General features: G+C 74.5%; 26 protein-coding genes. 13 read left to right on the plus strand and 13 right to left on the minus strand.

The window, feature by feature from the left end; translation table 11 throughout:
- Positions 1 to 90: 90 nt before the first annotated feature.
- From E4U91_RS03175 to E4U91_RS03185, 3 genes are all read right to left on the minus strand, one after another.
- Complete coding sequence (locus tag E4U91_RS03175; protein ID WP_137305102.1) at positions 91 to 342, minus strand: DUF5133 domain-containing protein; 252 nt, start codon at positions 340 to 342, stop codon at positions 91 to 93.
- Between the two features lie 47 nt (positions 343 to 389).
- On the minus strand, positions 390 to 1,274 hold the full coding sequence (locus tag E4U91_RS03180; RefSeq protein ID WP_137305103.1) for a SigB/SigF/SigG family RNA polymerase sigma factor: 885 nt from the start codon (positions 1,272 to 1,274) through the stop codon (positions 390 to 392).
- Positions 1,275 to 1,484: 210 nt separating this feature from the next.
- Positions 1,485 to 1,922, minus strand: coding sequence for an ATP-binding protein (locus E4U91_RS03185; RefSeq protein ID WP_137305104.1), 438 nt, complete (start codon positions 1,920 to 1,922; stop codon positions 1,485 to 1,487).
- Between the two features lie 171 nt (positions 1,923 to 2,093).
- Here E4U91_RS03185 and E4U91_RS03190 point away from each other — a divergent pair, with 171 nt between their 5' ends.
- The 3 genes from E4U91_RS03190 (at position 2,094) to E4U91_RS03200 (ending at position 4,168) form a co-directional block, all read left to right on the plus strand.
- The gene (locus E4U91_RS03190) at positions 2,094 to 2,339 is read left to right on the plus strand and encodes a hypothetical protein (protein ID WP_137305105.1); all 246 of its coding nucleotides are present in this window, start codon (positions 2,094 to 2,096) and stop codon (positions 2,337 to 2,339) included.
- A gap of 330 nt (positions 2,340 to 2,669) precedes the next feature.
- On the plus strand, positions 2,670 to 3,125 hold the full coding sequence (locus E4U91_RS03195) for a cyclic nucleotide-binding domain-containing protein (RefSeq protein WP_137305106.1): 456 nt from the start codon (positions 2,670 to 2,672) through the stop codon (positions 3,123 to 3,125).
- Between the two features lie 332 nt (positions 3,126 to 3,457).
- Complete coding sequence (locus E4U91_RS03200) at positions 3,458 to 4,168, plus strand: HAD family hydrolase (protein WP_137305107.1); 711 nt, start codon at positions 3,458 to 3,460, stop codon at positions 4,166 to 4,168.
- Positions 4,169 to 4,196: 28 nt separating this feature from the next.
- Here the strand turns inward: E4U91_RS03200 and E4U91_RS03205 are convergent, their stop codons facing one another.
- Together E4U91_RS03205 and E4U91_RS03210 are read right to left on the minus strand one after the other, a co-directional pair.
- Positions 4,197 to 5,501, minus strand: coding sequence for an MFS transporter (locus E4U91_RS03205; RefSeq protein WP_137305108.1), 1,305 nt, complete (start codon positions 5,499 to 5,501; stop codon positions 4,197 to 4,199).
- 73 nt (positions 5,502 to 5,574) lie between these two features.
- Positions 5,575 to 6,189, minus strand: coding sequence for a LysE/ArgO family amino acid transporter (locus E4U91_RS03210; RefSeq protein WP_137305109.1), 615 nt, complete (start codon positions 6,187 to 6,189; stop codon positions 5,575 to 5,577).
- 69 nt (positions 6,190 to 6,258) lie between these two features.
- Between E4U91_RS03210 and E4U91_RS03215 the strand changes: the two genes are divergently transcribed.
- The gene (locus E4U91_RS03215; RefSeq protein WP_137305110.1) at positions 6,259 to 7,152 is read left to right on the plus strand and encodes a LysR family transcriptional regulator ArgP; all 894 of its coding nucleotides are present in this window, start codon (positions 6,259 to 6,261) and stop codon (positions 7,150 to 7,152) included.
- Between the two features lie 77 nt (positions 7,153 to 7,229).
- Here the strand turns inward: E4U91_RS03215 and E4U91_RS03220 are convergent, their stop codons facing one another.
- Positions 7,230 to 7,964 (minus strand): TetR/AcrR family transcriptional regulator, encoded by a 735-nt coding sequence (locus E4U91_RS03220; protein ID WP_137305111.1) that lies wholly within the window; start codon positions 7,962 to 7,964, stop codon positions 7,230 to 7,232.
- Between the two features lie 141 nt (positions 7,965 to 8,105).
- Here E4U91_RS03220 and E4U91_RS03225 point away from each other — a divergent pair, with 141 nt between their 5' ends.
- A complete protein-coding gene (locus E4U91_RS03225; protein WP_137305112.1) occupies positions 8,106 to 9,323 on the plus strand; it encodes a saccharopine dehydrogenase family protein in 1,218 nt (405 codons plus the stop codon).
- A gap of 155 nt (positions 9,324 to 9,478) precedes the next feature.
- Here the strand turns inward: E4U91_RS03225 and E4U91_RS03230 are convergent, their stop codons facing one another.
- From E4U91_RS03230 to E4U91_RS03245, 4 genes are all read right to left on the minus strand, one after another.
- Entirely contained in the window at positions 9,479 to 11,344 is a 1,866-nt protein-coding gene (locus E4U91_RS03230) for a sensor histidine kinase (RefSeq protein ID WP_137305113.1), read from the minus strand.
- Positions 11,341 to 12,036: a response regulator transcription factor gene (locus E4U91_RS03235; RefSeq protein ID WP_137305114.1), complete on the minus strand. Its 696-nt coding sequence runs from the start codon at positions 12,034 to 12,036 to the stop codon at positions 11,341 to 11,343. Before E4U91_RS03235 ends, E4U91_RS03230 begins: the two co-directional genes overlap by 4 nt.
- A 42-nt stretch (positions 12,037 to 12,078) precedes the next feature.
- Positions 12,079 to 12,816: a L,D-transpeptidase family protein gene (locus tag E4U91_RS03240; RefSeq protein WP_137305115.1), complete on the minus strand. Its 738-nt coding sequence runs from the start codon at positions 12,814 to 12,816 to the stop codon at positions 12,079 to 12,081.
- Positions 12,817 to 12,987: 171 nt separating this feature from the next.
- Entirely contained in the window at positions 12,988 to 14,418 is a 1,431-nt protein-coding gene (locus tag E4U91_RS03245) for a M1 family metallopeptidase (RefSeq protein ID WP_174867744.1), read from the minus strand.
- Between the two features lie 248 nt (positions 14,419 to 14,666).
- Here E4U91_RS03245 and E4U91_RS03250 point away from each other — a divergent pair, with 248 nt between their 5' ends.
- Positions 14,667 to 15,020, plus strand: a complete 354-nt coding sequence (locus E4U91_RS03250) for a DUF488 domain-containing protein (protein WP_137305117.1) — start codon at positions 14,667 to 14,669, stop codon at positions 15,018 to 15,020.
- 121 nt (positions 15,021 to 15,141) lie between these two features.
- Here E4U91_RS03250 and E4U91_RS03255 read toward each other — a convergent pair whose 3' ends face one another.
- Together E4U91_RS03255 and E4U91_RS03260 are read right to left on the minus strand one after the other, a co-directional pair.
- Positions 15,142 to 16,815, minus strand: a complete 1,674-nt coding sequence (locus tag E4U91_RS03255; protein WP_137305118.1) for an FAD-binding dehydrogenase — start codon at positions 16,813 to 16,815, stop codon at positions 15,142 to 15,144.
- A gap of 49 nt (positions 16,816 to 16,864) precedes the next feature.
- Positions 16,865 to 17,581 carry a TetR/AcrR family transcriptional regulator gene (locus E4U91_RS03260; RefSeq protein WP_137305119.1) on the minus strand — a complete coding sequence of 239 codons (717 nt, stop codon included), beginning with the start codon at positions 17,579 to 17,581 and terminating at the stop codon, positions 16,865 to 16,867.
- 141 nt (positions 17,582 to 17,722) lie between these two features.
- Between E4U91_RS03260 and E4U91_RS03265 the strand changes: the two genes are divergently transcribed.
- From E4U91_RS03265 to E4U91_RS03275, 3 genes are all read left to right on the plus strand, one after another.
- Positions 17,723 to 18,355 carry an alpha-ketoglutarate-dependent dioxygenase AlkB gene (locus tag E4U91_RS03265; RefSeq protein WP_137305120.1) on the plus strand — a complete coding sequence of 211 codons (633 nt, stop codon included), beginning with the start codon at positions 17,723 to 17,725 and terminating at the stop codon, positions 18,353 to 18,355.
- A gap of 90 nt (positions 18,356 to 18,445) precedes the next feature.
- A complete protein-coding gene (locus E4U91_RS03270; protein WP_137305121.1) occupies positions 18,446 to 19,210 on the plus strand; it encodes an MBL fold metallo-hydrolase in 765 nt (254 codons plus the stop codon).
- Positions 19,211 to 19,219: 9 nt separating this feature from the next.
- Positions 19,220 to 20,458 carry a DUF4032 domain-containing protein gene (locus tag E4U91_RS03275; protein WP_137305122.1) on the plus strand — a complete coding sequence of 413 codons (1,239 nt, stop codon included), beginning with the start codon at positions 19,220 to 19,222 and terminating at the stop codon, positions 20,456 to 20,458.
- Positions 20,459 to 20,482: 24 nt separating this feature from the next.
- Here E4U91_RS03275 and E4U91_RS03280 read toward each other — a convergent pair whose 3' ends face one another.
- A complete protein-coding gene (locus E4U91_RS03280) occupies positions 20,483 to 21,355 on the minus strand; it encodes a universal stress protein (RefSeq protein WP_137305123.1) in 873 nt (290 codons plus the stop codon).
- A 105-nt stretch (positions 21,356 to 21,460) separates the two neighbouring features.
- Between E4U91_RS03280 and E4U91_RS03285 the strand changes: the two genes are divergently transcribed.
- The 4 genes from E4U91_RS03285 to E4U91_RS03300 all read left to right on the plus strand — a co-directional run bounded on the left by E4U91_RS03285 (position 21,461) and on the right by E4U91_RS03300 (position 25,432).
- Positions 21,461 to 21,820: a VOC family protein gene (locus E4U91_RS03285; RefSeq protein ID WP_137305124.1), complete on the plus strand. Its 360-nt coding sequence runs from the start codon at positions 21,461 to 21,463 to the stop codon at positions 21,818 to 21,820.
- A gap of 113 nt (positions 21,821 to 21,933) precedes the next feature.
- Positions 21,934 to 23,610: an NAD(P)/FAD-dependent oxidoreductase gene (locus tag E4U91_RS03290; RefSeq protein ID WP_137305125.1), complete on the plus strand. Its 1,677-nt coding sequence runs from the start codon at positions 21,934 to 21,936 to the stop codon at positions 23,608 to 23,610.
- Positions 23,607 to 25,082, plus strand: coding sequence for an ATP-binding protein (locus E4U91_RS03295; RefSeq protein ID WP_137305126.1), 1,476 nt, complete (start codon positions 23,607 to 23,609; stop codon positions 25,080 to 25,082). The genes E4U91_RS03290 and E4U91_RS03295 overlap by 4 nt, the downstream gene beginning before the upstream one ends.
- Positions 25,079 to 25,432 (plus strand): UBP-type zinc finger domain-containing protein, encoded by a 354-nt coding sequence (locus E4U91_RS03300; protein WP_137305127.1) that lies wholly within the window; start codon positions 25,079 to 25,081, stop codon positions 25,430 to 25,432. Before E4U91_RS03295 ends, E4U91_RS03300 begins: the two co-directional genes overlap by 4 nt.
- Positions 25,433 to 25,435 lie beyond the last annotated feature (3 nt).

Raw genomic sequence — 25,435 nt, forward strand, 5'->3', positions numbered from 1 at the left:
TTCACTGCAGCGCCCCGTCAGGCGTGTCGTCGTCCGGCTGTCGCAGGACTCCCCTTGCCTGTGTCCGCGATCCGGCCGCTCACACCGGGGTCACACCAGGACGTGCGTCCCGGGGCCGGTCTGCTCGGGCGGCGGCACGGCCGCGGCGGCCAGCCACCGGCGCGCGGTCTCCAGCGCGTCCACCACGTCGCGGGTACCGGTCGACACGCACAGGGTGTAGGCCAGGTCCTGCTCCCGGGTACTCCGCGTGGCCGGCTCCGCGCCGGCCACCCCGGCCGTCTTCGTCAGCGCCTGGTACTCGTCGACGAGCCGGCGCAGGACGGCGGGATGGGGCATCAACATCGGTCGTTCGCTCCTCGTGCGGGTCGGGTCGGTACGGTGCGGGTGGTTCAGGCGGCGGGGCCGGAGCCGGCGCCCCGGCGGCCGAGGGCCTCTTCGCGCACGCGGGCGCAGCTGCGGCTGATCAGCCGGGAGACGTGCATCTGGGAGATGCCGAGCTTGTCGGCGATGCGGCTCTGGGTCATGTCCTCGAAGAAGCGCATGTAGAGGATGGCCCGCTCGCGCTCGGGCAGGCGGCGCAGCCCCTCCTTGGCGGACTCGCGGTCGATGACGATGTCGTACGAGGCGTCGGGCCCGCCGAGGGTGTCGGCCAGGCTGTAGCCGTCGTCGCCGGCCGGGAGCTCGGCGTCGAGGGAGAGTGTGCTGAAGCTCTCCAGCGCCTCCAGACCCGCGGCGACCTCCTCCTCGGTGAGGCCCGTGTGCCCGGCGATGTCGGCGACCGAGGGTTCGGGCGCGCCGGGGTTCTGGGTGAGCTCGCGGCGGGCGACGCGCACCTTGTTGCGCAGTTCCTGCACGCGGCGCGGCACCCGCAGGGCCCACATGCGGTCCCGGAAGTGGCGCTTGATCTCGCCGGTGATGGTCGGCACGGCGTAGCTCTCGAAGGCACCGCGCGAGGGGTCGAAGCGGTCGACGGCCTTGACCAGTCCGAGGGCGGCGACCTGGCGCAGGTCCTCGAGGGACTCGCCGCGGTCGCGGAAACGGCTCGCGATGCGGTGGGCCATGGGCAGCCAGGCGGTGACGAGGTCGTCGCGCACGGCGTCCCGCTGGGGGCCGGGCGGCAGCTCGGCCAGGCGCTGGAACCGGCTGAGGGTGTCGGGGGCGTCGTCGTGGTTGCGCCGCGGAGCGGTGCGGGTGGGTGTGGCGGTCGGTGCGGGGGTGTCGGCCGTCTCGGGCAGAGCGGCGGCAGAACGGCTTGTCGACATGTCGATAGGCATGCGGTTTTCGCTCCCGAACGGTGGTTTCTGGGGGGTTGACCACGGGAGGGTCGCTGCCGACCGGGACCAGAAGCCCCGGGCGGTCATACCGCTCCCGCTGGCGCGCCTCCGGTCCGAAGCACGAAATTGCGTCTGCCCCCCTCTCGGAAGAACAAACTCCGCGAGTCGGGAATCGCCCTCCGGGGGCGGCGAGGGGGGCGGGGCAGGGCGTCAGGACAGGGGCACGACGGCTGTGATGCGCTTGCCGCCCGAGGGCAGGTCGGCGACGCGGACGTCCTCGGACAGCCGGCAGACGATGGGCCAGCCCCGCCCTCCGACGCGCCGCCGGCCCCGCTCGTCGAGCTCGTGCAGGACCGGCAGCCGGTCGCTGTGGTCGCTCACGGACACGCGCACGGCCCGGCCGTCGAGGTCGACGTCGAACTCGCTGACGCCCCCGCCGTGCAGGATGGCGTTGGTCGTCAGCTCCGACGCGACGAGGAGGGCGTCGGAGAGCGCCGCGTCGTCGTGGAAGCCACCGGGGGTGCGGTGGCAGGCGCACACGCGCCGCACGGCGCTGCGGACGTCGGCGGGGCGGCAGGGTCCGTCCCCGTGCAGCCGGTCGGGGCGGTCGGGTGCACCGAGGGAATCGGTGCCGTGATCGATGGGCATCCTTTCGCTCCTTGAGTGGTACCGGCTGGTGGCGGGCCTCTCTGCTGGACCCTCAGTGATGCGGCTGGCCCTCATCCGGCGACCCAAACGTGGCCAACCCAGGGAAAGCGGTCATTCCGCCGGTCCGTGGGGTGAGGCCATCGACGGCGCGCTTCGGGGTACGCGCACCGCATGGCGGAAGTTGTGGACTCGGACGAACTGCTGCGGCGCATCCAGCGCGCACGCCGCTACGCACACGAGGAACTGCGCACCTGGGAGGCCCGCGCCCGCGAGCCGGCACCGCCCGGCGATCCGGGCGGCGGCGACGCCGCACGGGAGGCGCGGGGCCGGCAGCTGGCCTACGAGGCCGTGGTGCGGGTCCTCGACGAGATCGTGTCGCCGGGGCACCACGGCGCGGAGCCCGGATCGGACGACTGAGGCTGTGCAGAGTCTGTGCGAACCGGCTTCCGCGTGGCACAGTGAAGTGAAACGGGTCACGTGACCGGGTTCTGACTACACATCACGCCCGCGAATGGTTTACCGTTCATCCATACGTGGTGACGGGGTCGAGTTCCCCCCTCCCCCGACATCACCCGTAACGGCCCTGGCTGGCTTCCCCCGTCCAGCCAGGGCTCTTTTCCGTCCGGGCGCGGCCGGACCCCCCGGTCGCGGGAAACCAGGTCGCCGAGGTGCCCGGTGCGACGGCAGCGGCTGAAATGGGCATAGGGAAACCACCCCACCCGATCGCCCGGCGAGGAGCCCCGCGCCATGACCAAAGCGACCAAACTCCTGACCGCCCTCCCCCCGCCCCAGCGACAGCGCCTGATGACCCTGGCCCGGGAGGTGTCCTTCGCGGAGGACACCCGCGTCTTCGAGGCGGGCGGCCGGGCCGACCGCTTCTGGGTCATCCGCTCCGGCTCGGTCTCCCTGGACCAGCAGGTCACCTCCCACCAGCGGGTCACCGTCGCCAGCCTGTCCGCGGGCGACCTGCTCGGCTGGTCGTGGCTGTTCCCGCCGTACCAGTGGGACTTCGGCGCGGAGGCGTTCAGCCCGGTGCGGGCGTACGAGTTCGAGGCGCAGCCGGTGCTCAAGCTGTGCGAGGAGGAGCCGGCGCTCGGGCTGTCGCTGGTGCGCATCGTCGCCGAGATCCTCGCCCACCGGCTGGAGATGACCCGGGGCAAGCTGATGGAGCAGTACGCGATCAAACGCCGGGGCGCCTTCTGACCGGTCCGCCTCGCCCGGCGTATTCGTGCGGTGAATACGGAGTTCTTTCGAATACGCACGCGTGCGGGTGGCGGCGCACCCGGCGCGCTCCGTGCCCTGCGCGGCCGGGGACGCACGACAACTCGCCTGCGTGTGCTGGGGGTTGACGGGCCCGGTGACCATCTCGCCGCAGTCGCCACCGCTCAGGCCATACGTCCGTCGCGGACGCCCGTCGAGTCACCGGAACGTGTCATTGGCCGCATTCCCTGGACGGAAATAACGTAGCGGAACGTACCTTTCCGTTTCCTGCCGGGAATGCCGCGTGCGTACACGCGGAGGCATGGGAGGCCCCAATGACCACCTCGGACCGCCATCTGCTCGACTGGTCGCCCGACGCCGTCGTCTTCGACTGCGACGGCACCCTGATGGACAGCGAACGCCACTGGCAGGAGGCTCGCCACCGAGCCTTCCTGGAGTACGGCCTCCAGCCGCCGCCCGGGTTCACGGAGCAGGCCCTCGGCCTGCACTACGAGGACTGCGGCCGGCTCATGGCGCAGTCGGTGCACAAGCCCGAACTGGCCCAGGACCTGACGGCCGCGCTCCTCGACCACTTCCTGGCACTCGTCATCGACGATCCGGTGACGATGCCGGGTGCCGTTCCGCTCGTCCGGCTGCTCTCCGGCCGGTTACCGCTGGCCGTGGCCAGCAACTGCCCGCGGGTCGTGGTCGAAGGCAGCCTGGAACGAGCCGGACTGCTCGCACACTTCCAGCACCTGGTCGTCCCCGACACCGGGGACCGGGTGCGTCCCAAGCCGCACCCCGACGTGTACACCGTGGCGGCACGGCTGTGCGGGGTCGCCCCGCACCGCGCGCTGGCGGTGGAGGACTCCCTGACCGGCGTGGAGGCCGCCCGCCGGGCGGGCTTGCGGATCCTGGGCGTCGGCCCCCGGCCGAAGGGCGACGGCGCCACCCGGGCCGACGTGTGGTTGCCGACGCTGGACGCCCCGGAACTGCTGGCCTGGGCCCACGCACTCGACGGCCCGCGGGGCCGGCACGGGTCCTGACGGCCGGACGGGCGTCCCCGCGACGGGGTCAGACGCGGTAGCGGCGCAGCGCCGGGACCGCCGCGGCGAGGCCCAGCATGAGCACCACGACGAGCAGGCCGCCGCCCGCCACGGCCGCCCGCGGGCCGAGGACCGAGCCCGCCGTGCCGTGCAGGACGTCCGCCAGCCGGGGCCCGCCCGCGACCACCACCGTGAAGACGCCCTGCATCCGGCCGCGCATCTCGTCGGTGGCCGCCGACAGCAGGATCGCCCCGCGGAAGACCATCGACACCATGTCCGCGACACCCGCCGCCGCCAGGAAGGCCACCGCCCACCACAGGCTGCCGCTGAGCCCGCAGCCGGCGACGGCGGCGCCCCAGGCGACGACCGCGCCGATCACCATCCAGCCGTGCCGGCGGGCCCGGGAGAACGTCCCGGAGAACAGCCCGCCGAGCACCGCGCCGACGGGGATCGCCGCGTAGAGCAGGCCGAGCGCCGGGCCCTCGCCGTAGGAGGAGTAGGTCTCGGCGGCGAGCTGCGGGAACAGGGCGCGGGGCATGCCGCACACCATCGCGATGACGTCGGCCAGGAAGGACAGCAGCAGCACCTTGCGCCCGGCGATGTAGCGGAAGCCCTCGGCGATCTCCCGCACCCCGGCGCGCCGGGACCCGGCGCCGCCCAGTGGGGGCAGGGCGGGCAGCCGCGCCACCGCCCACACGGTGACGCACAGCGCGAGCGCGTCGATCAGGTACAGCTCGGGCAGCCCGATGACGGGGATCAGCGCGCCGGCCAGCAGCGGGCCCGCGACCAGGCCGGTCTGGGTGACCGTCGAGCCCAGGGCGTTGGCCGCGGGCAGCTGGTCGGCGGGCACCAGCCGGGCTATGGAGGCCGTGCGGGCGGGCGCGTTCAGGCCGAAGAAGGCCTGCTGCAGCGCGAGCAGCACCATCAGCACCGGCACCGAGGCCAGCGAGGTGACGGCCTGGACCCAGAACAGCACCGAGGTGACGGCGATGCCGGTGTTGGTGACCAGCAGCAGCTTGCGGCGGTCCACGGTGTCCGCGACGGCCCCGCCCCACAGGGCGAACAGCACCATGGGCACCAGGCCGGCCAGGCTGGCGTAGCCGACCCAGGCCGAGGAGCCGGTGATGTCGTAGATCTGCTTGGGCACGGCGACGGCGGTGAGCTGGCTGCCGACGGCCGTGACGATGGTGGAGGTCCACAGCCGGCGGTAGGCCGGGATGCCCAGGGGGCGGGTGTCCATCGCCCAGCGGCGCCAGCCGCGCCGGGGCGGCGCCTCGGGCCCGTGCGCGGATGGGGGCTCCGTACCGGTGGTGGTGCTGTCGCTGGTGTCCACGGACTTCCTGGTTGCTCGTTACATCTATCCGGACCGGGGTTCACTATGTCACCGCGCCGGCCGTCGGGACCGGTCAGCCTCCGACGAGGAGCAGGACGCCGAGCGTGATCATCGTGGCGGCCACCAGCCCGTCCAGGACCCGCCAGGCCGACGGGCGCGCCAGGAAGCGGCCGAGCAGCCGGGCGCCGAAGCCGAGGACGGCGAACCAGCACAGGCTGGCCAGGGCGGCGCCGAGGCCGAACGTCCAGCGCAGCGGGCCGCGGTCGGCGGCGATCGAGCCGAGCAGGAACACCGTGTCGAGGTACACGTGCGGGTTGAGCCAGGTCAGGGCGAGGCAGGTGAGCACGGCCCGGCGCCGGGAGCCCGCCGCGTCACCGGCCGCCCGCAGACCGTCGCCCGGCTTGACCACCCGGCGGGCGGCGAGGGCGCCGTAGCCCAGCAGGAAGGCGCCGCCGACCCAGCCGACCACGGTGAGCGCACCGGGCCAGGCCACCGCCAGCGCGCCCACGCCGCCCACCCCGAGCGCGATGAGCACCGCGTCGGACAGGGCGCAGATCCCGACGACGGCGAGGACGGCGTCGCGCCGGACGCCCTGGCGCAGGACGAAGGCGTTCTGGGCGCCGATGGCGACGATGAGCGACAGGCCGGTGCCGAAACCGGCCGCGGCGGCGGCGAGGGCGGGGGACATGCGCTCCACGCTAGGGAACCGATCACTGCCGGTCCAGCTAAGGATTCTTACGTATCATTAGCCTTTGTGATGACCGACCTACCCCTCGATCAGGTGCGGACCCTGCTCGCGGTGGTCGACGAGGGCACCTTCGACGCGGCGGCGGCCGCCCTGCACGTGACGCCGTCGGCGGTCAGCCAGCGGGTCAAGGCACTGGAGCAGCGCACCGGCCGGGTGCTGCTGCTGCGCACCAAGCCGGTGCGTCCCACGGAGTCCGGCGAGATCGTCGTGCGGTTCGCCCGGCAGCTGGCCCGGCTGGAGCGCGACACGCGGGCGGAGCTGGGCATGAGCACCGAGGGCGAGCCCACCCGGGTGTCGGTCGCGGTGAACGCCGACTCCCTGGCGACCTGGTTCCTGCCCGCGCTCACCCACGTACCGCCGGAGCCGCGCCTGTGCTTCGAGCTGCACCGCGAGGACGAGACCCGCACCGCGGAGCTGCTGCGCGAGGGCCTGGTGATGGCGGCCGTGACGTCCGCGCCGGACGCGGTGACCGGCTGTTCGGTGCGGCGCCTGGGCACGATGCGCTACCTCGCCGCGGCCACGCCCGGCTTCACCGGGCGCCACCTCCACGGCCCCCTGCCCGACGCGCTGGCCCACGCGCCCGTGGTCACCTTCGACCGCCGGGACGACCTCCAGGACGCCTTCGTACGACGGCTGCGGCGCGGGGCCGGCGGCGCGAGCGCGGTACGGCACGCCGTGCCCACGTCGGAGGGCTTCCTGGACGCGGTCGCCGCCGGGCTCGGCTGGGGCATGGTGCCCGAGATCCAGGCGGACGGGCTGCTGCGCTCGGGGCGCCTGGTGGCCCTGGCGCCGGAGCTGCCGTTGGACGTGCCGCTGTACTGGCAGCAGTGGAAGCTCGACTCACCGGCCCTGGCGGCGCTGGCGGAGGCGGTGGCGGGGGCGGCGGCCGGGGCACTGGGCTGAGACGGCCCCCCCGCGCCCGCCGTCCACCCGCCCGCCCTCGGCCGCCGTCCACCCGCCCGCCCCGGTCCGGTCCGTCGTCAGCCCGCTCCGCCGTCGCCGCCGTCGCCCCCGCCCAGCGCCTCCAGCCGTGCCTGTGCGCTGTCCAGCAGCATCTCCAGTGCCGTCGGGTACGCGCTGGTCACCATGCGGGTGGCGAGCAGCGGGGCGGCCTCGGCGATGCGGGGGTGGGTGGCGGCGGGCAGGCGGGCGTAGGTGGAGCGCCACATCGCCTCGTCGGCGCGCTGCGAGGCGCGCGGCAGGGTGAGGGAGGCCGCGTCGAGGGCGGCGAAGGCCAGGGTCTGGTCGATGAAGGCGTGGTAGACGCGCACGGTCTCCGGCAGCGGGAAGCCGGCCCGGCGCAGCACGTCCAGCACGGCCTCGTCGGCGGCCAGCTCGTTGGCCCGCCCGGTGACCCGGCTGGCGGTCAGCTGGGCCGCCTGCGGGTGGGCGACGTAGGCGGCGTGGATGCGCAGTCCGACGGCGTGCAGGTCGGCCCGCCACCGGCCGGTCGGCCGCCAGCCGCTGAGCGCCTGCCCGATCAGGGCGTCACCGATGGCGAGGGTCAGCTCGTCCATGCCCCGGAAGTACCGGTACAGCGTGCTGGGGTCGCAGTCGAGGGCCAGGCCGAGGCGGCGGGCGGTGAGCCCGGTGCTGCCGTGCTCGCGTAGCAGCCGCAGCGCGGTGTCGACGATCAGCTGCTCGGACAGCACGGTGCCCGCGCGGGTGGGCCGGCGGCGGCGCCGTTTCTCCTCGGGCACGACGGGCTTCGGCACGGCCGCCCTCCCTTCTTGCGTCCCCTTATGCCAACGCCATTGACCTTAAGCGAGCGCGGCGGGTTGTATCCAGGGCGGGGCGCGCCACCACAACGAACGACAAACCGAGAAGTCGACAGATCGACTCAGGGAGTGCTTGTCATGCGTGTACTGCTCGTGGGAGCCGGCGGAGTCGGCACCGCCGTCACCCGGATCGCGGCCCGCCGCACGTTCTTCGAGGCCATGGTGGTCGCCGACTACGACCCGGCCCGTTCCGCCGCCGCGGTGGCGGCCCTCGACGGCGACGGCCGGTTCGTGGCCGAGCGCGTCGACGCGGGCGACGAGGCGGCCGTGACCGCGCTGCTCGCCCGGCACGGCTGCGACGTGCTGCTCAACGCGACCGATCCGCGGTTCGTGATGCCGCTGTTCCGGGCGGCGCGCGCGGCCGGCGCCACCTATGTCGACATGGCGATGTCCCTGTCCAGGCCGCACGGGGAGCGGCCGTACGAGGAGTGCGGGGTGAAGCTCGGTGACGAGCAGTTCGCCGAGGCCGACGCGTGGGAGGAGGCCGGGGCGCTCGCCCTGGTCGGCATGGGCGTCGAGCCGGGCCTGTCGGACGTCTTCGCCCGGTTCGCCGCCGACGAGCTGTTCGACGAGATCGAGGAGATCGGCGTCCGCGACGGCGCCGACCTCACCGTGGACGGCCTGGACTTCGCGCCGTCCTTCAGCATCTGGACCACCATCGAGGAGTGCCTGAACCCGCCGGTCGTCTACGAGGCGGAGCGGGGCTGGTACACCACCGAGCCGTTCAGCGAGCCCGAGGTCTTCGACTTCCCCGAGGGCATCGGGCCGGTGGAGTGCGTGAACGTCGAGCACGAGGAGGTGCTGCTCGTGCCCCGCTGGGTGGGGGCCCGGCGCGTCACCTTCAAGTACGGCCTCGGACAGGAGTTCATCGACACGCTGCGCACGCTGCACCGGCTGGGCCTGGACGGCACCGCCCCGGTGACCGTGCCGGGCGCGGACGGGCCGGTGCAGGTGTCGCCCCGGGACGTGGTCGCCGCCTGTCTGCCCGACCCGGCGACCCTGGGCGAGCGGATGCGCGGCAAGACCTGCGCGGGCACCTGGGTGCGGGGCGTGAAGGACGGTGCCCCGCGCGAGGTGTACCTGTACCACGTGGTCGACAACCAGTGGTCGATGGCGGAGTACGGCAGCCAGGCCGTGGTGTGGCAGACGGCGGTCAACCCGGTCGTCGCCCTGGAGCTGCTCGCCACGCGCGCGTGGCAGGGCGCCGGCGTGCTGGGCCCCGAGGCGTTCCCGGCCCGGCCGTTCCTGGACCTGCTGAGCGCGTACGGCTCTCCCTGGGGGATGCGCGAGCAGTAGCCGGGCCGCGGCCGTCGCGGTCCCCGGGCACGCTCAGCTCCCGGTCCCCGGTCCCCGGGCCCGCTCAGCTCCCGCCGCGGCGCAGCGGCCCCCACGCGTGCTCGTGGGCGGCGACACCGTCCGGCCACCGGGGTACCCCGCGGCAGGGTGCGGGATCAGGGGTCCCGCGGGGCCGTTCCCGCGGGCAGGCGCAGGGTGAAGGCGCTGCCGCGGCCCGGTGTGCTGCGCGCCTCGGCGGTGCCGCCGTGCGCCGCGACGAGGTGCCGCACGATGGACAGGCCGAGCCCGCTGCCCCCGGTGCGGCGGCTGCGGGACTTCTCGGCCCGCCAGAAGCGCTCGAAGACGTGCGGCAGGTCCTCGGGCGCGATGCCGGAACCGGTGTCGGCGACCTCCAGCACCACCCGGTCCCCCTCGCGGCCCGCGGTCAGGGTGACCGTGCCGCCCCGGGGGGTGTGCCGTACGGCGTTGGTGACGAGGTTGCCGAGGGCCTGGCGCAGCCGTACGGGGTCGGCGTCCAGCCAGGGGGCGCCGTCCGCCCGGGTGCGCAGGGTGACGCCGGCGGTGTCGGCGGCGACCCGGTGGGCCGCGGCGACTTGGGCGATCAGCTCGTCGGCAGGCACGGGCTCGGGGTGCAGGCGCAGGGTCCCGGCGTCGGCATCGGCGAGGTCGCGCAGGTCGTCGATGACCCGCTGGAGCACGAGTGCCTCCTCGTGCAGCGCGGACAGCAGCTGCGGGTCCGGGTCGACGAGGCCGTCGCGGGTGACCTCGAGCCAGCCGCGGATGTTGGTCAGCGGGCTGCGCAGCTCGTGGGCGATGTCGCTGACCAGGGCCTTGCGCTGGGCCTCCAGGCGTTCGCGGCGCTCGGCGAGGTCGTTGAAGGCCTCGGCGAGGATGCCGGTCTCGTCGCGCGTGGTGACGGGTACGCGCGCGTGCGCCTCCGGCGGCTGCTGGGCGGCCTCGGTCAGGGCGCGCAGCGGGCGGACCAGGCGGGTGGCGACCACGGCGGTCACCGCGACGGTCACGGCGAGGACGAGCCCCGCGGCCCCGGCGACCTTCGCCTTGTTGGCCGGGGACATGTCGAAGCGGGGCGGCGCGTCGCCCGCGCCCCCGCCGAGGAACAGCTCGGCGACCGGGGCGACGTAGGGGTCGAGCTGGGCGCGGCGGGCGTTGTCGACGCAGGCCTGGGCGGTGTGCAGGGCCTGGGTGTCGCGGGCCGAGGAGAACTTCGCGGCGACGGCGGGGACGAGGCCCTCGGTGACGTCCACGACGAGGTACAGCGGGGTGCCGGTGCCCAGGCCGAGCCTCGTCAGACAGCCGCCGGCCTGCTCCTGGAGGGCGCGCAGGGCCTTCTCCTCGGTCGGTGTCGGGGTGTTGAGCCGGCCGTCGGCGCAGTCGGTGGCGTCGAGGTCGGCCTCGCCGACTGCTCCGGTGTCCTCGGTGACGACCGGGCGTCCGCTCGGGACGCGGGTGACGGTGGTGGCGAGGCCGTAGCGGGTGAGGCAGCGCTGCCGGATCCGGGCGAGGCCGTCGAGGGCGGTGCGCTCCGGGGCGGTGAGCCGGTACGGGCCCACCGCGCGCGGGTCGATGCCGGTGCGCTGGGCGCCGCGCTCGGAGTAGGTGTCGGTGTGCAGCGGGTCGACGGTGGCGGCGGCGCGGGGCGGCAGGGAGGTGCCGGGCGGCGCGGAGTCGGCGAGCGGGGTGCGGTCGGCGGTGGTCAGGGCGATGCGCCGGCCGGTCCGCGCGGACAGGGCCCGCACGGTGGCCCGGACGTCCCGCCAGTCGGGGTGGGTGGCGGCGTAGCCGCTGAGCCGGGCGAGGATGTCCATGTCGTCGGCGAGGGCCTGGCCCTGTTCCTCCTTCAGGGCGCGGGTGGTGGTCTCGATGGCCAGCCAGGTGGTGGCGGCCACCGAGCAGACCGCGATCAGCACGGACGCGATCAGCAGCCGCACCAGCAGGCGCTTGCGCACCGGTATCCGGGCCCGGCGCGGCCGGCCGGCCCGCTCGCGGGGCCCGCGGGTCATCCGGGGCCGCCGCTGAGCTTGTAGCCGACGCCGAAGACGGTGAGCAGCCGGGCCGGGCGGCGCGGGTCGGCCTCGGTCTTCTTACGCAGGTTCATGATGTGCACGTCGATGGCCCGCTCCGTGGACGCACGGTCGAAGCCACTGGTGCACTGGAGCAACTGCCGCCGGGTGAAGACCCGTTCGGGTTCGCCGACGAGGGCCAACAGGATCTGGAACTCGGCCGGGGTGCACTCCACGGGCACGCCGTCGCACCGCACCTCGTGCCGCGCGGGGTCGACGGCCAGGCCCGCCGCCCGCAGCACGGGGTCCTCGCGCCGCCCCGCGGCCCGGCCGCCGCGCCGCAGCACCGTGCGGATCCGGGCCATCAGCTCGCGCGGGCTGTACGGCTTGGTCATGTAGTCGTCGGCGCCCAGGTCCAGGCCGAGCAGCACGTCGTCCTCGGCGGTGCGGGCGGTGAGCATCAGCACGGGCACGTCGCCCTCGCGGCGCAGCGTCCGGCACACCTCGAAGCCGTCGAGGCCGGGCAGCATCAGGTCGAGCACCACGAGGTCGGGGCCGAGGCGGCGGGCGGTGTCCAGCGCGGCCGGCCCGTCATGGACGACGGTGGCGGTGTGCCCCTCGGCCAGGAGGGTGCGGCGGATGAGTTCGGCCTGCATCGCGTCGTCCTCGGCGACGAGTACGTGGGCGCACACGGGACGGGTCCCCTTCGGTCGGCGGGCGGGGTGCTCGTCCGGTCAGCGGGCGAGGAAGGCATGGTCGCCCATCACCACGACCGGGTGCAGGGCGGGGTCCAGTTCCCGCAGCAGGTCCTTCATGTGCGGCTCACCGAGGCTGACGCAGCCGTGGGTGGGGCCGCCGTGGTCGACGTGGAACCAGATGCCGCCGCCGCGGCGTGCCCCGAGCGGCCGGGTCCAGTCGAGGGGCGAGGTGCCCGGCCGGCGGTTGTAGTCGATGGCGACGACGTAGTCGAAGGAGCCCTCCAGGGACTCCCCCTCGAAGCCGGTGCCGTGCGAGGTGAAGCCCCACGAGCGGTGGTAGGGCAGCCGGGTGCCGGGGTCGGGGCGCAGTCCGCCCGCGTCGCTGAGGGTGAACACGCCCTGGGGGCTGCGCAGGTCGCCGCCCGTGTGGTGGGCGCTCCAACCGCGCAGGGCGTTGTGCGCGGGCCAGGCGGGGCCGGGCCGCCAGCCGTCCGCGGTGCGCCGGTACAGAACGACCGTGGACAGCGGCGAGTCCCGGTCGCGTCCGGTGACCACGACGACCTGCCCGGCCGTCCCCGGTATGCGGGCCCGGGCCGCCGGGCCGAGGCCGGGTATCGGCGTCGGGGCGGCGCGCACCGCCGCGGTGGGCGCGGGCGGGGTGCCGGGCCGGGTCGGCGCGGCGTCGGGCCCCGGGGAGGCCGCCGCGCCGCCGCCGCACCCGGTGAGCAGGAACAGGGCGGCGAGCACGGCGGCCCGGGGTCGGTGCGCGATCATGTCTCGACCTTGGCCGACGGATGTGAGGAACTGGTCAGCTTCCGCGGAACCGCTTCACCGCCACGGAACCGGTCGGCTTCCGCAGAACCGGTCGGCTGCCGCAGAACCGGGCGGCTCCCACGCAACCGGTCGGCTTCCGCGGTGCGTTCGGCCCGCGCCGGCCGAACGGCCCTACGGGCTGCTCGGCTTGCCCCGGGTGTGGAGCCAGGTGGTGAACACGGCGTCGAGGTCCTTGCCGGAGACGCGCTCGGCGAGCCGCTCGAAGTCGGCGGTGGTGCCGTGGCCGTACCGGTGCTCGCTCGCCCAGGCGCGCAGGACGCGGTAGAAGGCACGGTCGCCCACGGCGGTGCGCAGGGCGTGCAGGACCATGGCGCCGCGGGCGTAGACCGGGGTGCCGAACAGGTTCGCCCCGTTGCCGGGGTCGCCGGGCGGGTAGGCCCACAGGGGGTCGCCGGCCGGGCGGGCGTAGAGCGCGTCGAAGGTCTTCTGCGCGCTGTCGCCGCCGTGCTGCTCCTCGTAGAGCCACTCGGCGTAGGTGGCGAAGCCCTCGTTGAGCCAGATGTCCTTCCACGAGGTGAGGGACACGGAGTCGCCGAACCACTGGTGGGCGTTCTCGTGGACCAGGGTGTCCAGGTCGGGCGCGCTGTCGTAGACGGGCCGCCCCTGGGTCTCCAGGGCGTAGCCGACGTCGGGCGCGTGGTCCACGATCGAGCCGGCGCTGCGGAAGGGGTAGGGGCCGAAGAGGCGGCTCTCCCACTCCAGCACGGAGGGCAGCTTCTTCAGCACGGGCGCGGCGGCGGTGGCCTCGCGCGGGTCGACGGCGTCGTAGACGCGGATGCCGTCGCGGGTGGTGTACTGCCGGACCTGGAAGGTGCCGACGGTGGCGGTGGCCAGGTAGGCGGCCATCGGCTCGCTCTGGCGCCAGTGGAACGTGGTCCGGCCCTGGTGGGTGCGCCGGCCGACCAGGACGCCGTTGGCGACGGCGGTGCGTCCCTGCGGGACGGTCACCGTGATGTCGTACGAGGACTTGTCCGTGGGGTGGTTGTTGGCGGGGAACCACGTCATGGCGCCCTGGGGTTCGCCGGCGACGAAGGCGCCGTCGTCGGTGGCGATCCAGCCGTCCGGGGAGCCGTCCGGGTCGGTGACCGGCTTGGGGGTGCCCCGGTAGGTGACGGTCACCTGGAACGTCTGGCCCTTGCGCAGGGCCCGGCGGGGGGTGACGACGAGTTCCTGGCCGTCGCGCCGGTGCGCGGCCGGGGCGCGGTCGACGGTGAGGCCGGTGACCTTCAGGCCGCTGAGGTCGAGGTCGAAGCGGGTGAGCCGCCGGGTGGCGCGGGCGGTGAGGACGGCGGTGCCGTCGAGGTGCCGCGTGGCGGTGTCGTAGCGCAGGTCGAGGCCGTAGTGCGCCACGTGGTAGCCGCCGTTCCCGGCGAGCGGGAAGTAGGGGTCGCCGGCCCCGGCGCCGCCCGTCGTGGTGGCGCCCGCGGGGCTCGCGGAGGCGAGCAGCGCGGCGAGGGCCAGGGGGACGGTCGCCGTGAGGGCCCGGCGGCGCGGGCCGTGCGCGGGACGGTGGCTGGGCCTCGGGGGCCGGGATGGGGTCACAAGCTCTCCTGGGCGGGTCGGCAGGGGGCGCTCCACCCGAGGTGGAGGGTCGCTCCGGCGGGGGTGGCGGTGATCAATTCGTCCCTCAGCGTAGGGCCGGCGGGCCGCGCCCTCACCCATGATCGGGTCAAGTCACGCCGCGTCACGCCGGGCGCGCGCGGCCGGCCGGCAGTACGCTCCGGACGGTCCCCCGACCCCCCGCTGTCCCTCCCCCGTCCGCTGCGTCGACCCCGTCGAAAGGCCCGCCGGTGAGCGTACGAGTGCGCCGTGTCTACGAGGATCCCGAACCCGCCGACGGCCTGCGCGTCCTGGTGGACCGGCTGTGGCCGCGGGGCGTGTCCAAGGACGCCGCCCACGTCGACGAGTGGCCCAAGGACCTCACCCCCTCCGCGGAGCTGCGCCGCTGGTACCACGCGGGCGAGGGCTCCTACGAGGAGTTCGCCGCCCGCTACGAGGACGAGCTCGCCGCGCCCGGCGCGTCCGAACTCCTGGACGGGCTGCGGGAGTCGGCCCGCACGGGGCCGGTGACGCTGCTGACGTCGTCGAAGGACCCGGGGCGCAGCCACGCGGCGGTGCTGGCCCGCCTGCTGGAGGAGGCCTGAGGGCGCACCGCCCGACCTCCGTGGCGCACCGCCCGACCTCCGTGGCGCCCCGCCCGCTATCCGGGGCGCCCCGCCCGCCATCTGGGGCGCGCCCCCGGCTTCTCCCCCGCGCCCGCTCCCCTCACGCCGTCTGCTGCGCCGCCGCCCGGCCCGCCGCGCGCCCCGAGAACAGGCAGCCGCCGAGGAAGGTGCCCTCGAGGGCGTTGTAGCCGTGCACGCCGCCGCCGCCGAAGCCGGCCACCTCGCCGGCCGCGTAGAGCCCGTCCACCGGGGTGCCGTCGGCGCCGAGGGCGCGCGAGTCGAGGTCGGTCTGGATGCCGCCGAGCGTCTTGCGGGTGAGGACGTGCAGCTTGACGCCGATGAGCGGTCCGGCGGCCGGGTCGAGGATGCGGTGCGGGGCGGCGACGCGGCCGAGGCGGTCGCCGATGTAGCGGCGGGCGTTGCGGATGCCCTGCACCTGGGCGTCCTTGGCGTAGGGGTTGTCGATCTGCAGGTCGCGGGCCCGGATCTGGCGGCGCATCAGGGCGGCGTCGAGGAGCGGCTCGTCGGTGAGGCCGTTCATCTTCTCGACCAGCCGGTCCAGGGTGTCGGCGACGACGAAGTCCGCGCCCCGGTCGAGGAACGCCTGCACCGGGCCCGGGGCGCCCTTGCCGAGGATCCGGTCACGCAGGAACGCCCGGCGGTCCTTCGCGGTGATGTCCGGGTTCTGCTCGGAGCCGGACAGCGCGAACTCCTTCTCGACGATCTTCTGGCTGAGGACGAACCAGGAGTGGTCGTACCCGGCGATGTCCTCGGTGGTGCGCAGGTGGCGCAGGGTGCCGAGGGTGTCGTAGCCGGGCAGGCAGGGGTCGGGCAGCCGGCGGCCGAGGGCGTCGAACCACATCGAGGACGGGCCGGGCAGGATGCGGATGCCGTGGCCGGGCCAGACCGGGTCCCAGTTGCGCACGCCCTCGGTGTAGTGCCACATGCGGTCGCGGTTGACGAGGCGGGCGCCGGCCCGGGCGCTGATGTCGAGCATGCGGCCGTCGACGTAGGCGGGCACGCCGGTGACCATCCGGGCGGGCGGGGTGCCGAGCCGGGCGGGCCAGTGGCGGCGCACGATGTCATGGTCGGCGCCGATGCCGCCCGAGGTGACGATCACGGCCTGGGCGGTCAGTTCGAACGCGCCGACCTCCTCGCGGCTGGAGGCGACGCCGCGCGGTGCGTCGTCCGGGGCGAGGAGGGTGCCCCGCACGCCGCGCGCCGCGCCCTGCTCCAGCACCAGCTCGTCCACCCGGTGGCGGTGGAGGAAGGTGAGCAGTCCGTCGCGGGCGGCCTGCCGGGCGTGGCGGACGAACGGCTCGACGACACCGGTACCGGTGCCCCAGGCGATGTGGAAACGGGGCACGGAGTTGCCGTGGCCGTCGGCGCGCAGGTCGCCGCGCTCGGCCCAGCCGACCGTGGGCAGCAGCTTGATGCCGTGCCGCTCCAGCCAGACGCGCTTCTCCCCCGCGGCGAACTCCACGTAGGCCCGCGCCCAGCGCACGGCCCAGGAGTCCTCGTCGTCCAGGCGGTCGAACCCGGCGCTGCCCTGCCAGTCGCTCCACGCCAGGTCGAGGGAGTCCTTCACGCCGAGGCGGCGCTGCTCCGGGGAGTCGACGAGGAAGAGCCCGCCGAAGGACCAGAACGCCTGGCCACCGAGGTTGGCGGCGTTCTCCTGGTCGACCAGGGCGACCCGGCGGCCCCGGCTGGTGAGTTCGTGCGCGGCGACCAGGCCGGCGAGGCCCGCTCCGACGACGATGACGTCCGCGTCCATGGGCGTCCGTTCCTTCCTGGGGTTCGTCCCCCGGGGTTCGATCCGGGGTTCATCGACCGTGCGTCGACGGGGCGGGGGTGTGGGCCGGGGTGTGGGCGGGGGCCTGGGCCTCGGGGGCCGCCGGTGGCGGCGCGGGGGGAGCGGGGGGAGCGGGGGGCGCGGGGGGCGCGGCCAGCAGGGCCGTGAGGAGCTGCTTGAGCCACGCGCGCGCGGCCTCCACGTCCTTGTCCAGCAGTAGCTGGGTGGTCACGCCGTCGTAGGCGGCGACCACGGCGCGGGCGGCACCCTCGGCGTCGCCGAGCGCTGCGGGCAGGGGGGTGGGGCCCTGGGCGCGGGCGAGCCGGTCGGCGACGGCCCGGCGCAAACGAGCGCGGTGGTCGAGGAGGGACCGGGCGACGGCGGGCTCGCGCGCCGCGCGCACCAGGAAGTCGGTCTTGACCAGCAGCCAGTCCACGTCCAGGAGGAGCACCTCGGTGACCCGGTCCACGGCGGCGGGCACGTCGAGGGCGGGCCCGTCCTGGGCGAGGGCGTCGGAGACCTGCCGGGCGATGAGGTCGGCGCGCTCCTGGTAGAGGGCGAAGAACAGCTCGTCGAGGGTGGTGAAGTTGGAGTAGAAGGCGCCCCGGCTGAAGCCGGCGGCCTCGCAGACCTCCTCGATCGAGACCCGCCCGAAGCCCTTGGCGGCGAACACCGCGAACGCCGCGTCGAGCAGCCGGGCGCGGGTGCGGACCCGGCGCCGGGTCACGCGCTTGGCACCGTCGTCCATGGGCTCACCTCCCGCCGGCACCGACGTCGGATACAGGAACGTATCCGATACACCGGCGTATCGAACAGTCCTCGGAGCGGGCGGAACGCCTGCGCGGCCAGCGAAGGGAACACATTTTCGATTAAGGGGTACGCTGGATCCATGACCAGGCACCACCTCCAGGGCTCCCTCTTCGACCAGGCCGAGGACCTGCGGCTCGGCACGCTCGACGGCATCCGTCGCACGGTGCTCGGCGCGGGCGCCTGGATCGACGTGCTGCCCGGCTGGCTCACCGGTTCCGACGCCCTGTTCGAGCAGTTGGCCGAGGACGTCCCGTGGCGCGAGGAGCGCCGCCAGATGTACGACAACGTCGTGGCCGTCCCGCGCCTGCTCGCCTTCTACGGCGCCGAGGACCCGCTCCCCCACCCGGTGCTCGACGAGGTCCGCGCCGCGCTGAGCGCGCACTACGCCGAGGAGCTGGGCGAGCCGTTCGTCACGGCGGGCCTGTGCCACTACCGCGACGGCCGGGACAGCGTGGCCTGGCACGGCGACCGCATCGGCCGCGGCGCCCGCCAGGACACCATGGTCGCGATCCTCTCCGTCGGCGCCCCGCGCGACCTGCTGCTGCGCCCGGCTCACGGCGGCGGGCAGACGGTGCGGCGCCCGCTGGGCCACGGCGACCTGATCGTCATGGGCGGCTCCTGCCAGCGCACCTGGGAACACTGCGTCCCCAAGAGCACACGGGCGAGCGGCCCCCGCATCAGCGTCCAGTTCCGCCCGCGCGGCGTGCGCTGAGCCCGGGACCGGCCCCCCGGGTACGGTGCCCGGGACGGCTCTGCTTTGCTGTCCCCGGCAACGCTCCACCCCACTTCCGACGGGACGGCCATGGGCGCAGACATCCAGCAGGTCGGCGACGGCATCCACCTGGTGCACGGCAGCAACACCAACTGGGTGATCCTCGGCGAGGGCGACGCCGTCACCCTCATCGACACCGGATATCCCGGCGACCGCGGACTGCTCCTTGAGTCCCTGGCCGCGGTGGGCAGTTCACCGGAGGCGGTGGCCGCCGTGCTGATCACCCACGCGCACACCGACCACCTCGGCTCGGCCGAGTACCTGCGTGCCGCCCACGGCACCCCCGTCCTCCTGCACGAGGCGGAAGTGCCGCACGCCCGGCGGGACTTCCTGCACCAGGTGAGCGTCGGGACGGTGCTCAGGAACGGCTGGCGGCCCGGGGTGCTCCCGTGGGCCGTGCACGCCATCCGCTCGGGCGGGACCGCGCACGTGCCGGTCACCGAGCCGGCCCCGTTCCCCTCCGACGGCCCGCACGGCCCGTCCGGCGCGCTCGACCTGCCCGGCCGCCCCGTGCCGGTGCACACCCCCGGCCACACCCTGGGCCACTGCGCCTACCACCTGCCCGAGGCGGGCGTGGTGGTCTCCGGCGACGCCCTGGTCAGCGGCCACCCGACGTCCCGCGTCCGGGGACCCCAGCTGCTGCCCGACATGTTCCACCACGAGCGGGAGCGCTCCGTGGCCTCCCTCGCGGTGTTCGAGGATCTGGACGCCGACGTCCTGCTGCCCGGCCACGGCCCGGTCCACCGGGGTTCGGTGCGCGACGCCGCGCTCCGGGCCCGCGAACGCGCCCTTTAGGGTCGGCACATGGCCCTGCAGATCAGCGCTACCAACCCGGAACACCCGGCGGTGCTCCTGGAACTGCCCTGGCAGCTCCCGCTGGAGGAGTGGCCGGAGGACGTCCTGGTCCCCCTGCCCCGCGGCATCTCCCGGCACGTGGTGCGCTACGCCCGCGCCGGTGCGGAGGTCATCGCCGTCAAGGAGCTCGCCGAGCGGCCCGCGCTGCGCGAGTACGAGCTGCTGCGCGACCTCGACCGGCTCGGCATCCCCGCCGTGGACCCGCTCGCCGTGGTCACCGGCCGCACCGACGACAGCGGCGAGCCGCTGGAACCGGTGCTCGTCACCCGGCACCTGGGCGGCTCCATGCCGTACCGCTCGATGTTCGAGACGACCATGCGGCCCGCGACCATGCACCGGCTCATGGACGCCCTCGCCGTGCTGCTGGTGCGCCTGCACCTGGCGGGGTTCGCGTGGGGCGACTGCTCGCTGTCCAACACGCTGTTCCGGCGCGACGCGGGCGCCTACGCCGCCTACCTCGTGGACGCCGAGACCGGCGACCTGCACCCCCGGCTGAGCCCCGGCCAGCGCGACTACGACCTCGACCTGGCCCGGGTGAACATCAGCGGCGAACTGCTCGACCTGGAGGCGTCCGGGGCGCTGCACCCGTCGGTGGACCCGATCGAGTTCGGCCGGGAGATCTGCGCCCGCTACCGCGGCCTGTGGGACGAGCTGACCCGCACCTCGGTCTACCCGGCGGGCAAGTACCACTACATCGAGCGCCGGATACGCCGGCTCAACGACCTCGGCTTCGACGTGGCCGAGATGCAGATCGAGCACTCCTCCCTCGGCGACACGGTCACCTTCGTGCCGAAGGTCGTCGACGCCGGCCACCACCAGCGCCAGCTGCTGCGGCTGACCGGCCTGGACGCCGAGGAGAACCAGGCGCGGCGGCTGCTGAACGACCTGGAGAGCTGGATGGCCACCCAGGACGACCACGCCCCGGGCGACCCCCTCGCCGCCCGCCCCGAGGTGCTGGCCCACCGGTGGGTGCGGGACGTGTTCCGCCCCACCGTGCGCGCCGTGCCGGTCGAGCTGCGCGGCTCGATGGACCCGGCGGAGATCTACCACGAGCTGCTGGAGCACCGCTGGTACCTGTCCGAGCGCGCCCAGCACGACATCGGGCTGGACACGGCCGTCGAGGACTACATCACCAAGATCCTGCCCAAGGCCCGCGAGACCCTGGAGCCGACCGTCCCGGAGGACTGACCGGGGGCCGGGCCGCCCCCCGCGTCACCGCGGCGGGACGACCGCCACCGGGCAGTCGGCGTGGTGCAGCATCCCGTGCGCCACGGAGCCGATCCGGGCGCCGATGGCGGTGCGGTGCGCGCGGCGGCCGACGACCAGCAGCTGGGCCCGCCCGGACACCGACAGCAGCACCTGGGCCGCGCTGCCCATCTCCACGTGCTCCACGACCGGCACGTCCGGGAACCGCTCCCGCCAGGGCGCCAGCGCCGCCGCGAGCGCCTGCCGCTCGAACGGCTCCAGGCCGCCCGCCTCGTCGAGCAGCCGCAGCGAGCCGGGGCTGTAGGCGAACACCGGCGGCAGCGTCCAGGCCCGGACGGCCCGCACCGACGCGCCGCGCGCGGCGGCCGTCTCGAACGCGAACCCCAGGGCGGCCGCGCTGTCCTCGGGCTCGCCCTGCTGGCCGACGACGACCTCGTGCCCGGCCACCTCGTCGGACGCCTTGTCGCCGGAGCGCACCGCCACCACCGGGCAGACGGCCTCGGTGATCGCCTGCTGGCCGACCGAGCCCAGCAGGAACCCGACGAACGGGCCGTGGCCGCGCGAGCCGAGGACCAGCATCCCGGCCCCCCGGGCGGCCTCCAGCAGAGTGTCGGCGGGCGGGCCCTCCAGCACGTCGGTGGTCACCTCCAGCGCGGGGTGCCGCTCGGCGACCGCGCGCACGGCCCCGGCGACGCCCTCGCGCACCCAGCGCGCCTGGGAGGCGCGGTCCGCCACGTCGGGTGCCGCGTCCGGCTGGAACTCCCAGACGTGCACCACGCGCAGCGCCGCGTCCCGTCGTACGGCCTCCCGGGCCGCCCAGGCGAGCGCGGCGAGGCTCTCGTCCGTCCCGTCGACTCCCGCGGTGATCGGGCCCGTCATGCGGCTGCTCCTCGTGTTCGTGCGTGCGTGCGTGTGTGCGTGCCATGCGTGGCGTGATCGAAAACGTCTCGCACAGTGTTCCCCACCGTGCCTACGCTGACCGTCATGACGCTGGAATGGGAGCAGGTCGTCGTCGACGCGCACGATCCGCGGGCGCTGGGCCGCTGGTGGGCCGAGGCGCTCGGCTGGGCGGTGGTCGACGACAGCCCCGACGAGTACGAGATCAGGCCGGCCCCCGACCGGCTGCCCGGCCTGCTGTTCGGCCGCAGCGCCGAGGGCAAGGCGGGCAAGAACCGGCTGCACCTGGACTTCCGGCCCGTCGACCAGCGGGCGGAGGTCGAGCGGCTGCTGGCGCTGGGCGCCCGGCACGCCGACGTCGGCCAGAGCGGCGACGAGCCGTGGGTGGTGCTCGCCGACCCCGAGGGCAACGAGTTCTGCGTGCTGGGACCCCGCGGGCAGTCCTGAGCAGGGCACGGGACGGCACGACACGACGATCGAACATACGATGGGCAACGAGCCGGCACGGGGACCCGGGCGGGTCACCGGCCGCACTGCCGATCACTCGGGGTGGGAGACGTATGGCACAGGCCGCCGAGACCGCGCGGACCGTCATCCTGACCGTGGACGACGACCCGGGTGTCTCCCGTGCCGTCGCCCGTGACCTCAGGCGCCGCTACGGCGCCTCGTACCGCGTCGTGCGCGCGGAGTCCGGCGAGTCGGCGCTGGACGCGCTGCGCGAGCTGAAGCTGCGCGGTGACCTGGTCGCCGTGATCCTCGCCGACTACCGGATGCCGCAGATGAACGGCATCGAGTTCCTGGAGCAGGCGCTGGACGTCTACCCGGGCGCGCGCCGGGTGCTGCTGACCGCGTACGCGGACACCAACGCGGCGATCGACGCGATCAACGTCGTCGACCTCGACCACTACCTGCTCAAGCCGTGGGACCCGCCGGAGGAGAAGCTCTACCCGGTGGTGGACGACCTGCTGGAGGCCTGGCGCACCAGCGACCACCGGCCGGTGCCCAGCACCAAGGTGGTCGGGCACCGCTGGTCGGCGCGGTCCTCGGAGGTCCGCGAGTTCCTGGCCCGCAACCAGGTGCCCTACCGCTGGTACTCCTCCGACGAGCCCGAGGGGCAGCGGCTGCTGAAGGCGGCCGGGCAGGACGGGCGGCGGCTGCCGCTGGTCGTCACCCCCGACGGCGGCGCCCTCGTCGAGCCGGACCCGCCCGAGCTGGCCGCGCACGTCGGCCTGGCGACGACCCCGACCGCCGAGTTCTACGACCTGATCGTGATCGGCGGCGGCCCGGCGGGCCTCGGCGCGGCCGTGTACGGGGCCTCGGAGGGCCTGCGCACGGTGCTGGTGGAGCGGTCGGCCACCGGCGGGCAGGCGGGGCAGAGCTCCCGCATCGAGAACTACCTCGGCTTCCCCGACGGCGTCTCGGGCGCCCAGCTCACCGACCGGGCCCGGCGGCAGGCCGCCAAGTTCGGCGCCGAGATCCTCACCGCCCGCGAGGTGACCGGTCTGGAGATCAACGGCGCCGCCCGGGTGGTCCGCTTCTCCGACGGCTCGGCGATCGCGGCGCACAGCGTGATCCTCGCGACCGGCGTGTCCTACCGCCAGCTGACGGCGCCCGGCTGCGACACCCTCACCGGCTGCGGGGTGTACTACGGCTCGGCGCTCACCGAGGCGCCCGCCTGCCAGGGCCAGGACGTCTACATCGTGGGCGGCGCCAACTCGGCCGGGCAGGCGGCGATGTACCTCGCCAAGGGCGCCAAGTCGGTGACGCTGCTGGTGCGCGGACCCGACCTGTCGGCGTCGATGTCGCACTACCTGATCCAGCAGATCGAGGAGGCGCCGAACATCTCGGTGCGCGCCCGGACCGTCGTCGAGTCCGCCCACGGGCCCGAGCGGCTGGAGCAGCTGACGCTGCGCGACGTGGACACCGGGGAGAGCGAACTGGTCGACGCGCAGTGGCTGTTCGTGTTCATCGGCGCCGCGCCGCTGACCGACTGGCTGGACGGCACGGTGCTGCGCGACCCGCGCGGGTTCATCCTGGCCGGGCCCGACCTGACCACCGACGGGCGCCCGCCGGCCGGCTGGGAGCTGGACCGGCCGCCGTACCACCTGGAGACCAACGTCCCCGGCGTGTTCGTGGCGGGCGACGCGCGGGCGGAGTCCGCCAAGCGCGTGGCGTCCGCCGTGGGAGAGGGAGCCATGGCCGTGATGCTCGTCCACCGCTACCTGGAGCAGTCATGAGCGGGCAGCCGATGCCGTGCAGCCCCGGTGAGGTCGGCTCCCTGTTCCTGTTCGAGAAGCTGTCCCCCGAGCAGCTGGGCCGGCTGTGTGCCGAGGGCCGGGTGGAGCGGTTCGAGCCGGGTCCCGTCTACACCGAGGGCGACCCGGCGACCTGCTTCTACACGATGATCGAGGGCACCGTGGTGCTCTCCCGCCGGGTCGGCGGCGACGACGTCGAGGTCAGCCGCACCTCGCAGCGCGGGGTGTACGCGGGCGCCATGCAGGCCTACCTCGGGGACCGGGTGCCGCAGGTCTACAACAACTCGATGCGGGTGACCGAGCCGACGCGGTTCTTCGTGCTGCCCGCCGAGTCGTTCGCGGCGGTCATGCAGGAGTGGTTCCCGATGGCCGCGCACCTGCTGGAGGGCCTGTTCTTCGGGTCGAAGAACACCCAGCGGGCCATCGGGCAGCGCGAACGGCTGCTCGCCCTCGGCTCGCTGTCGGCCGGCCTCACCCACGAGCTGAACAACCCGGCGGCCGCCGCCGTCCGCGCCACGTCCACGCTGCGCGAGCGGGTGGCGAAGATGCGGCACAAGCTCGGCGTCATCGCCTCCGGGGCGTACGACCCCGAGGCGCTGGCCCGGCTCATCGAGATCCAGGAGCGCACGGCCGAACGGGTCGCCAAGGCTCCGGTGTTGAGCCCCCTGGAGGCGTCCGACCGGGAGGACACCCTCACCGACTGGCTCGACGACCACGACATCGCCGAGGGCTGGCGGATCGCGCCGACCTTCGTGCAGGCCGGACTCGACGTGGACTGGCTGGAGCAGGTCGCCGCCGCGGTGGACGAGGAGATCCTGCCCGGGGCGGTCGGGTGGCTCAACTACACGGTCGAGACCGAGCTGTTGATGGACGAGATCGAGGACTCCACGACCCGCATCTCGCACCTCGTGGACGCCGCCAAGCAGTACTCGCAGCTCGACCGCGCCCCCTACCGGGTGGTCGACGTCCACGAACTGCTCGACAGCACGCTGGTGATGCTGTCCGGGAAGATCGGGCAGCGCATCCAGGTGGTCAAGGACTACGACCGCACGCTCCCGCCGGTCCCCGCCTACCCGGCGGAGCTCAACCAGGTGTGGACGAACCTGATCGACAACGCCGTCTTCGCCATGAACGGCGACGGGGGCGGCGGCACGCTCACCGTGCGCACCGCGCGGGACGGCGACCGGGTGCTGGTCGAGTTCCGCGACACCGGGCCCGGGGTACCGCCCGACATCCGCGGCCGCATCTTCGACCCGTTCTTCACCACCAAGCCGGTCGGTGAGGGCACCGGCCTCGGCCTGGACATCTCCTGGCGGATCGTCGTCAACAAGCACCACGGCAGCCTCCAGGTCGAGTCGGTGCCGGGCGACACCCGTTTCCAGGTGCTGCTGCCGCTGACCGCGCCGGAGCCCGAGACCGCACCCGAGACCGAGACCACCGAGGAGCCGGTATGACCCAGCCCGACGCGATCGACCCGAGCGTTCCGCCGAGCGGCGACGGCTGCGTGGAGTGCGACGCCGACGGCGGCTGGTGGTTCCACCTGCGGCGCTGCGCCCGGTGCGGGCACGTCGGCTGCTGCGACTCCTCCCCCGCCCAGCACGCCACGGCGCACTTCCGGGCCACCGGGCACCCCGTGGTGCAGAGCTTCGAGCCGGGCGAGGGGTGGTTCTGGGACTACTCCACCGAGGAGCTGTACGACTCCGGGCCGGAGCTGGCCGGGCCCGCGAGCCACCCCGCCGACCAGCCCGCCCCGGGTCCCGCGGGACGGGTTCCGGCGGACTGGGCCGGCGCGCTGCATCGGTGACGC

The sequence above is a fragment of the Streptomyces lasalocidi genome (assembly GCF_005280215.1).
In the GTDB taxonomy this organism is placed as follows: Bacteria; Actinomycetota; Actinomycetes; order Streptomycetales; family Streptomycetaceae; genus Streptomyces; species Streptomyces longwoodensis.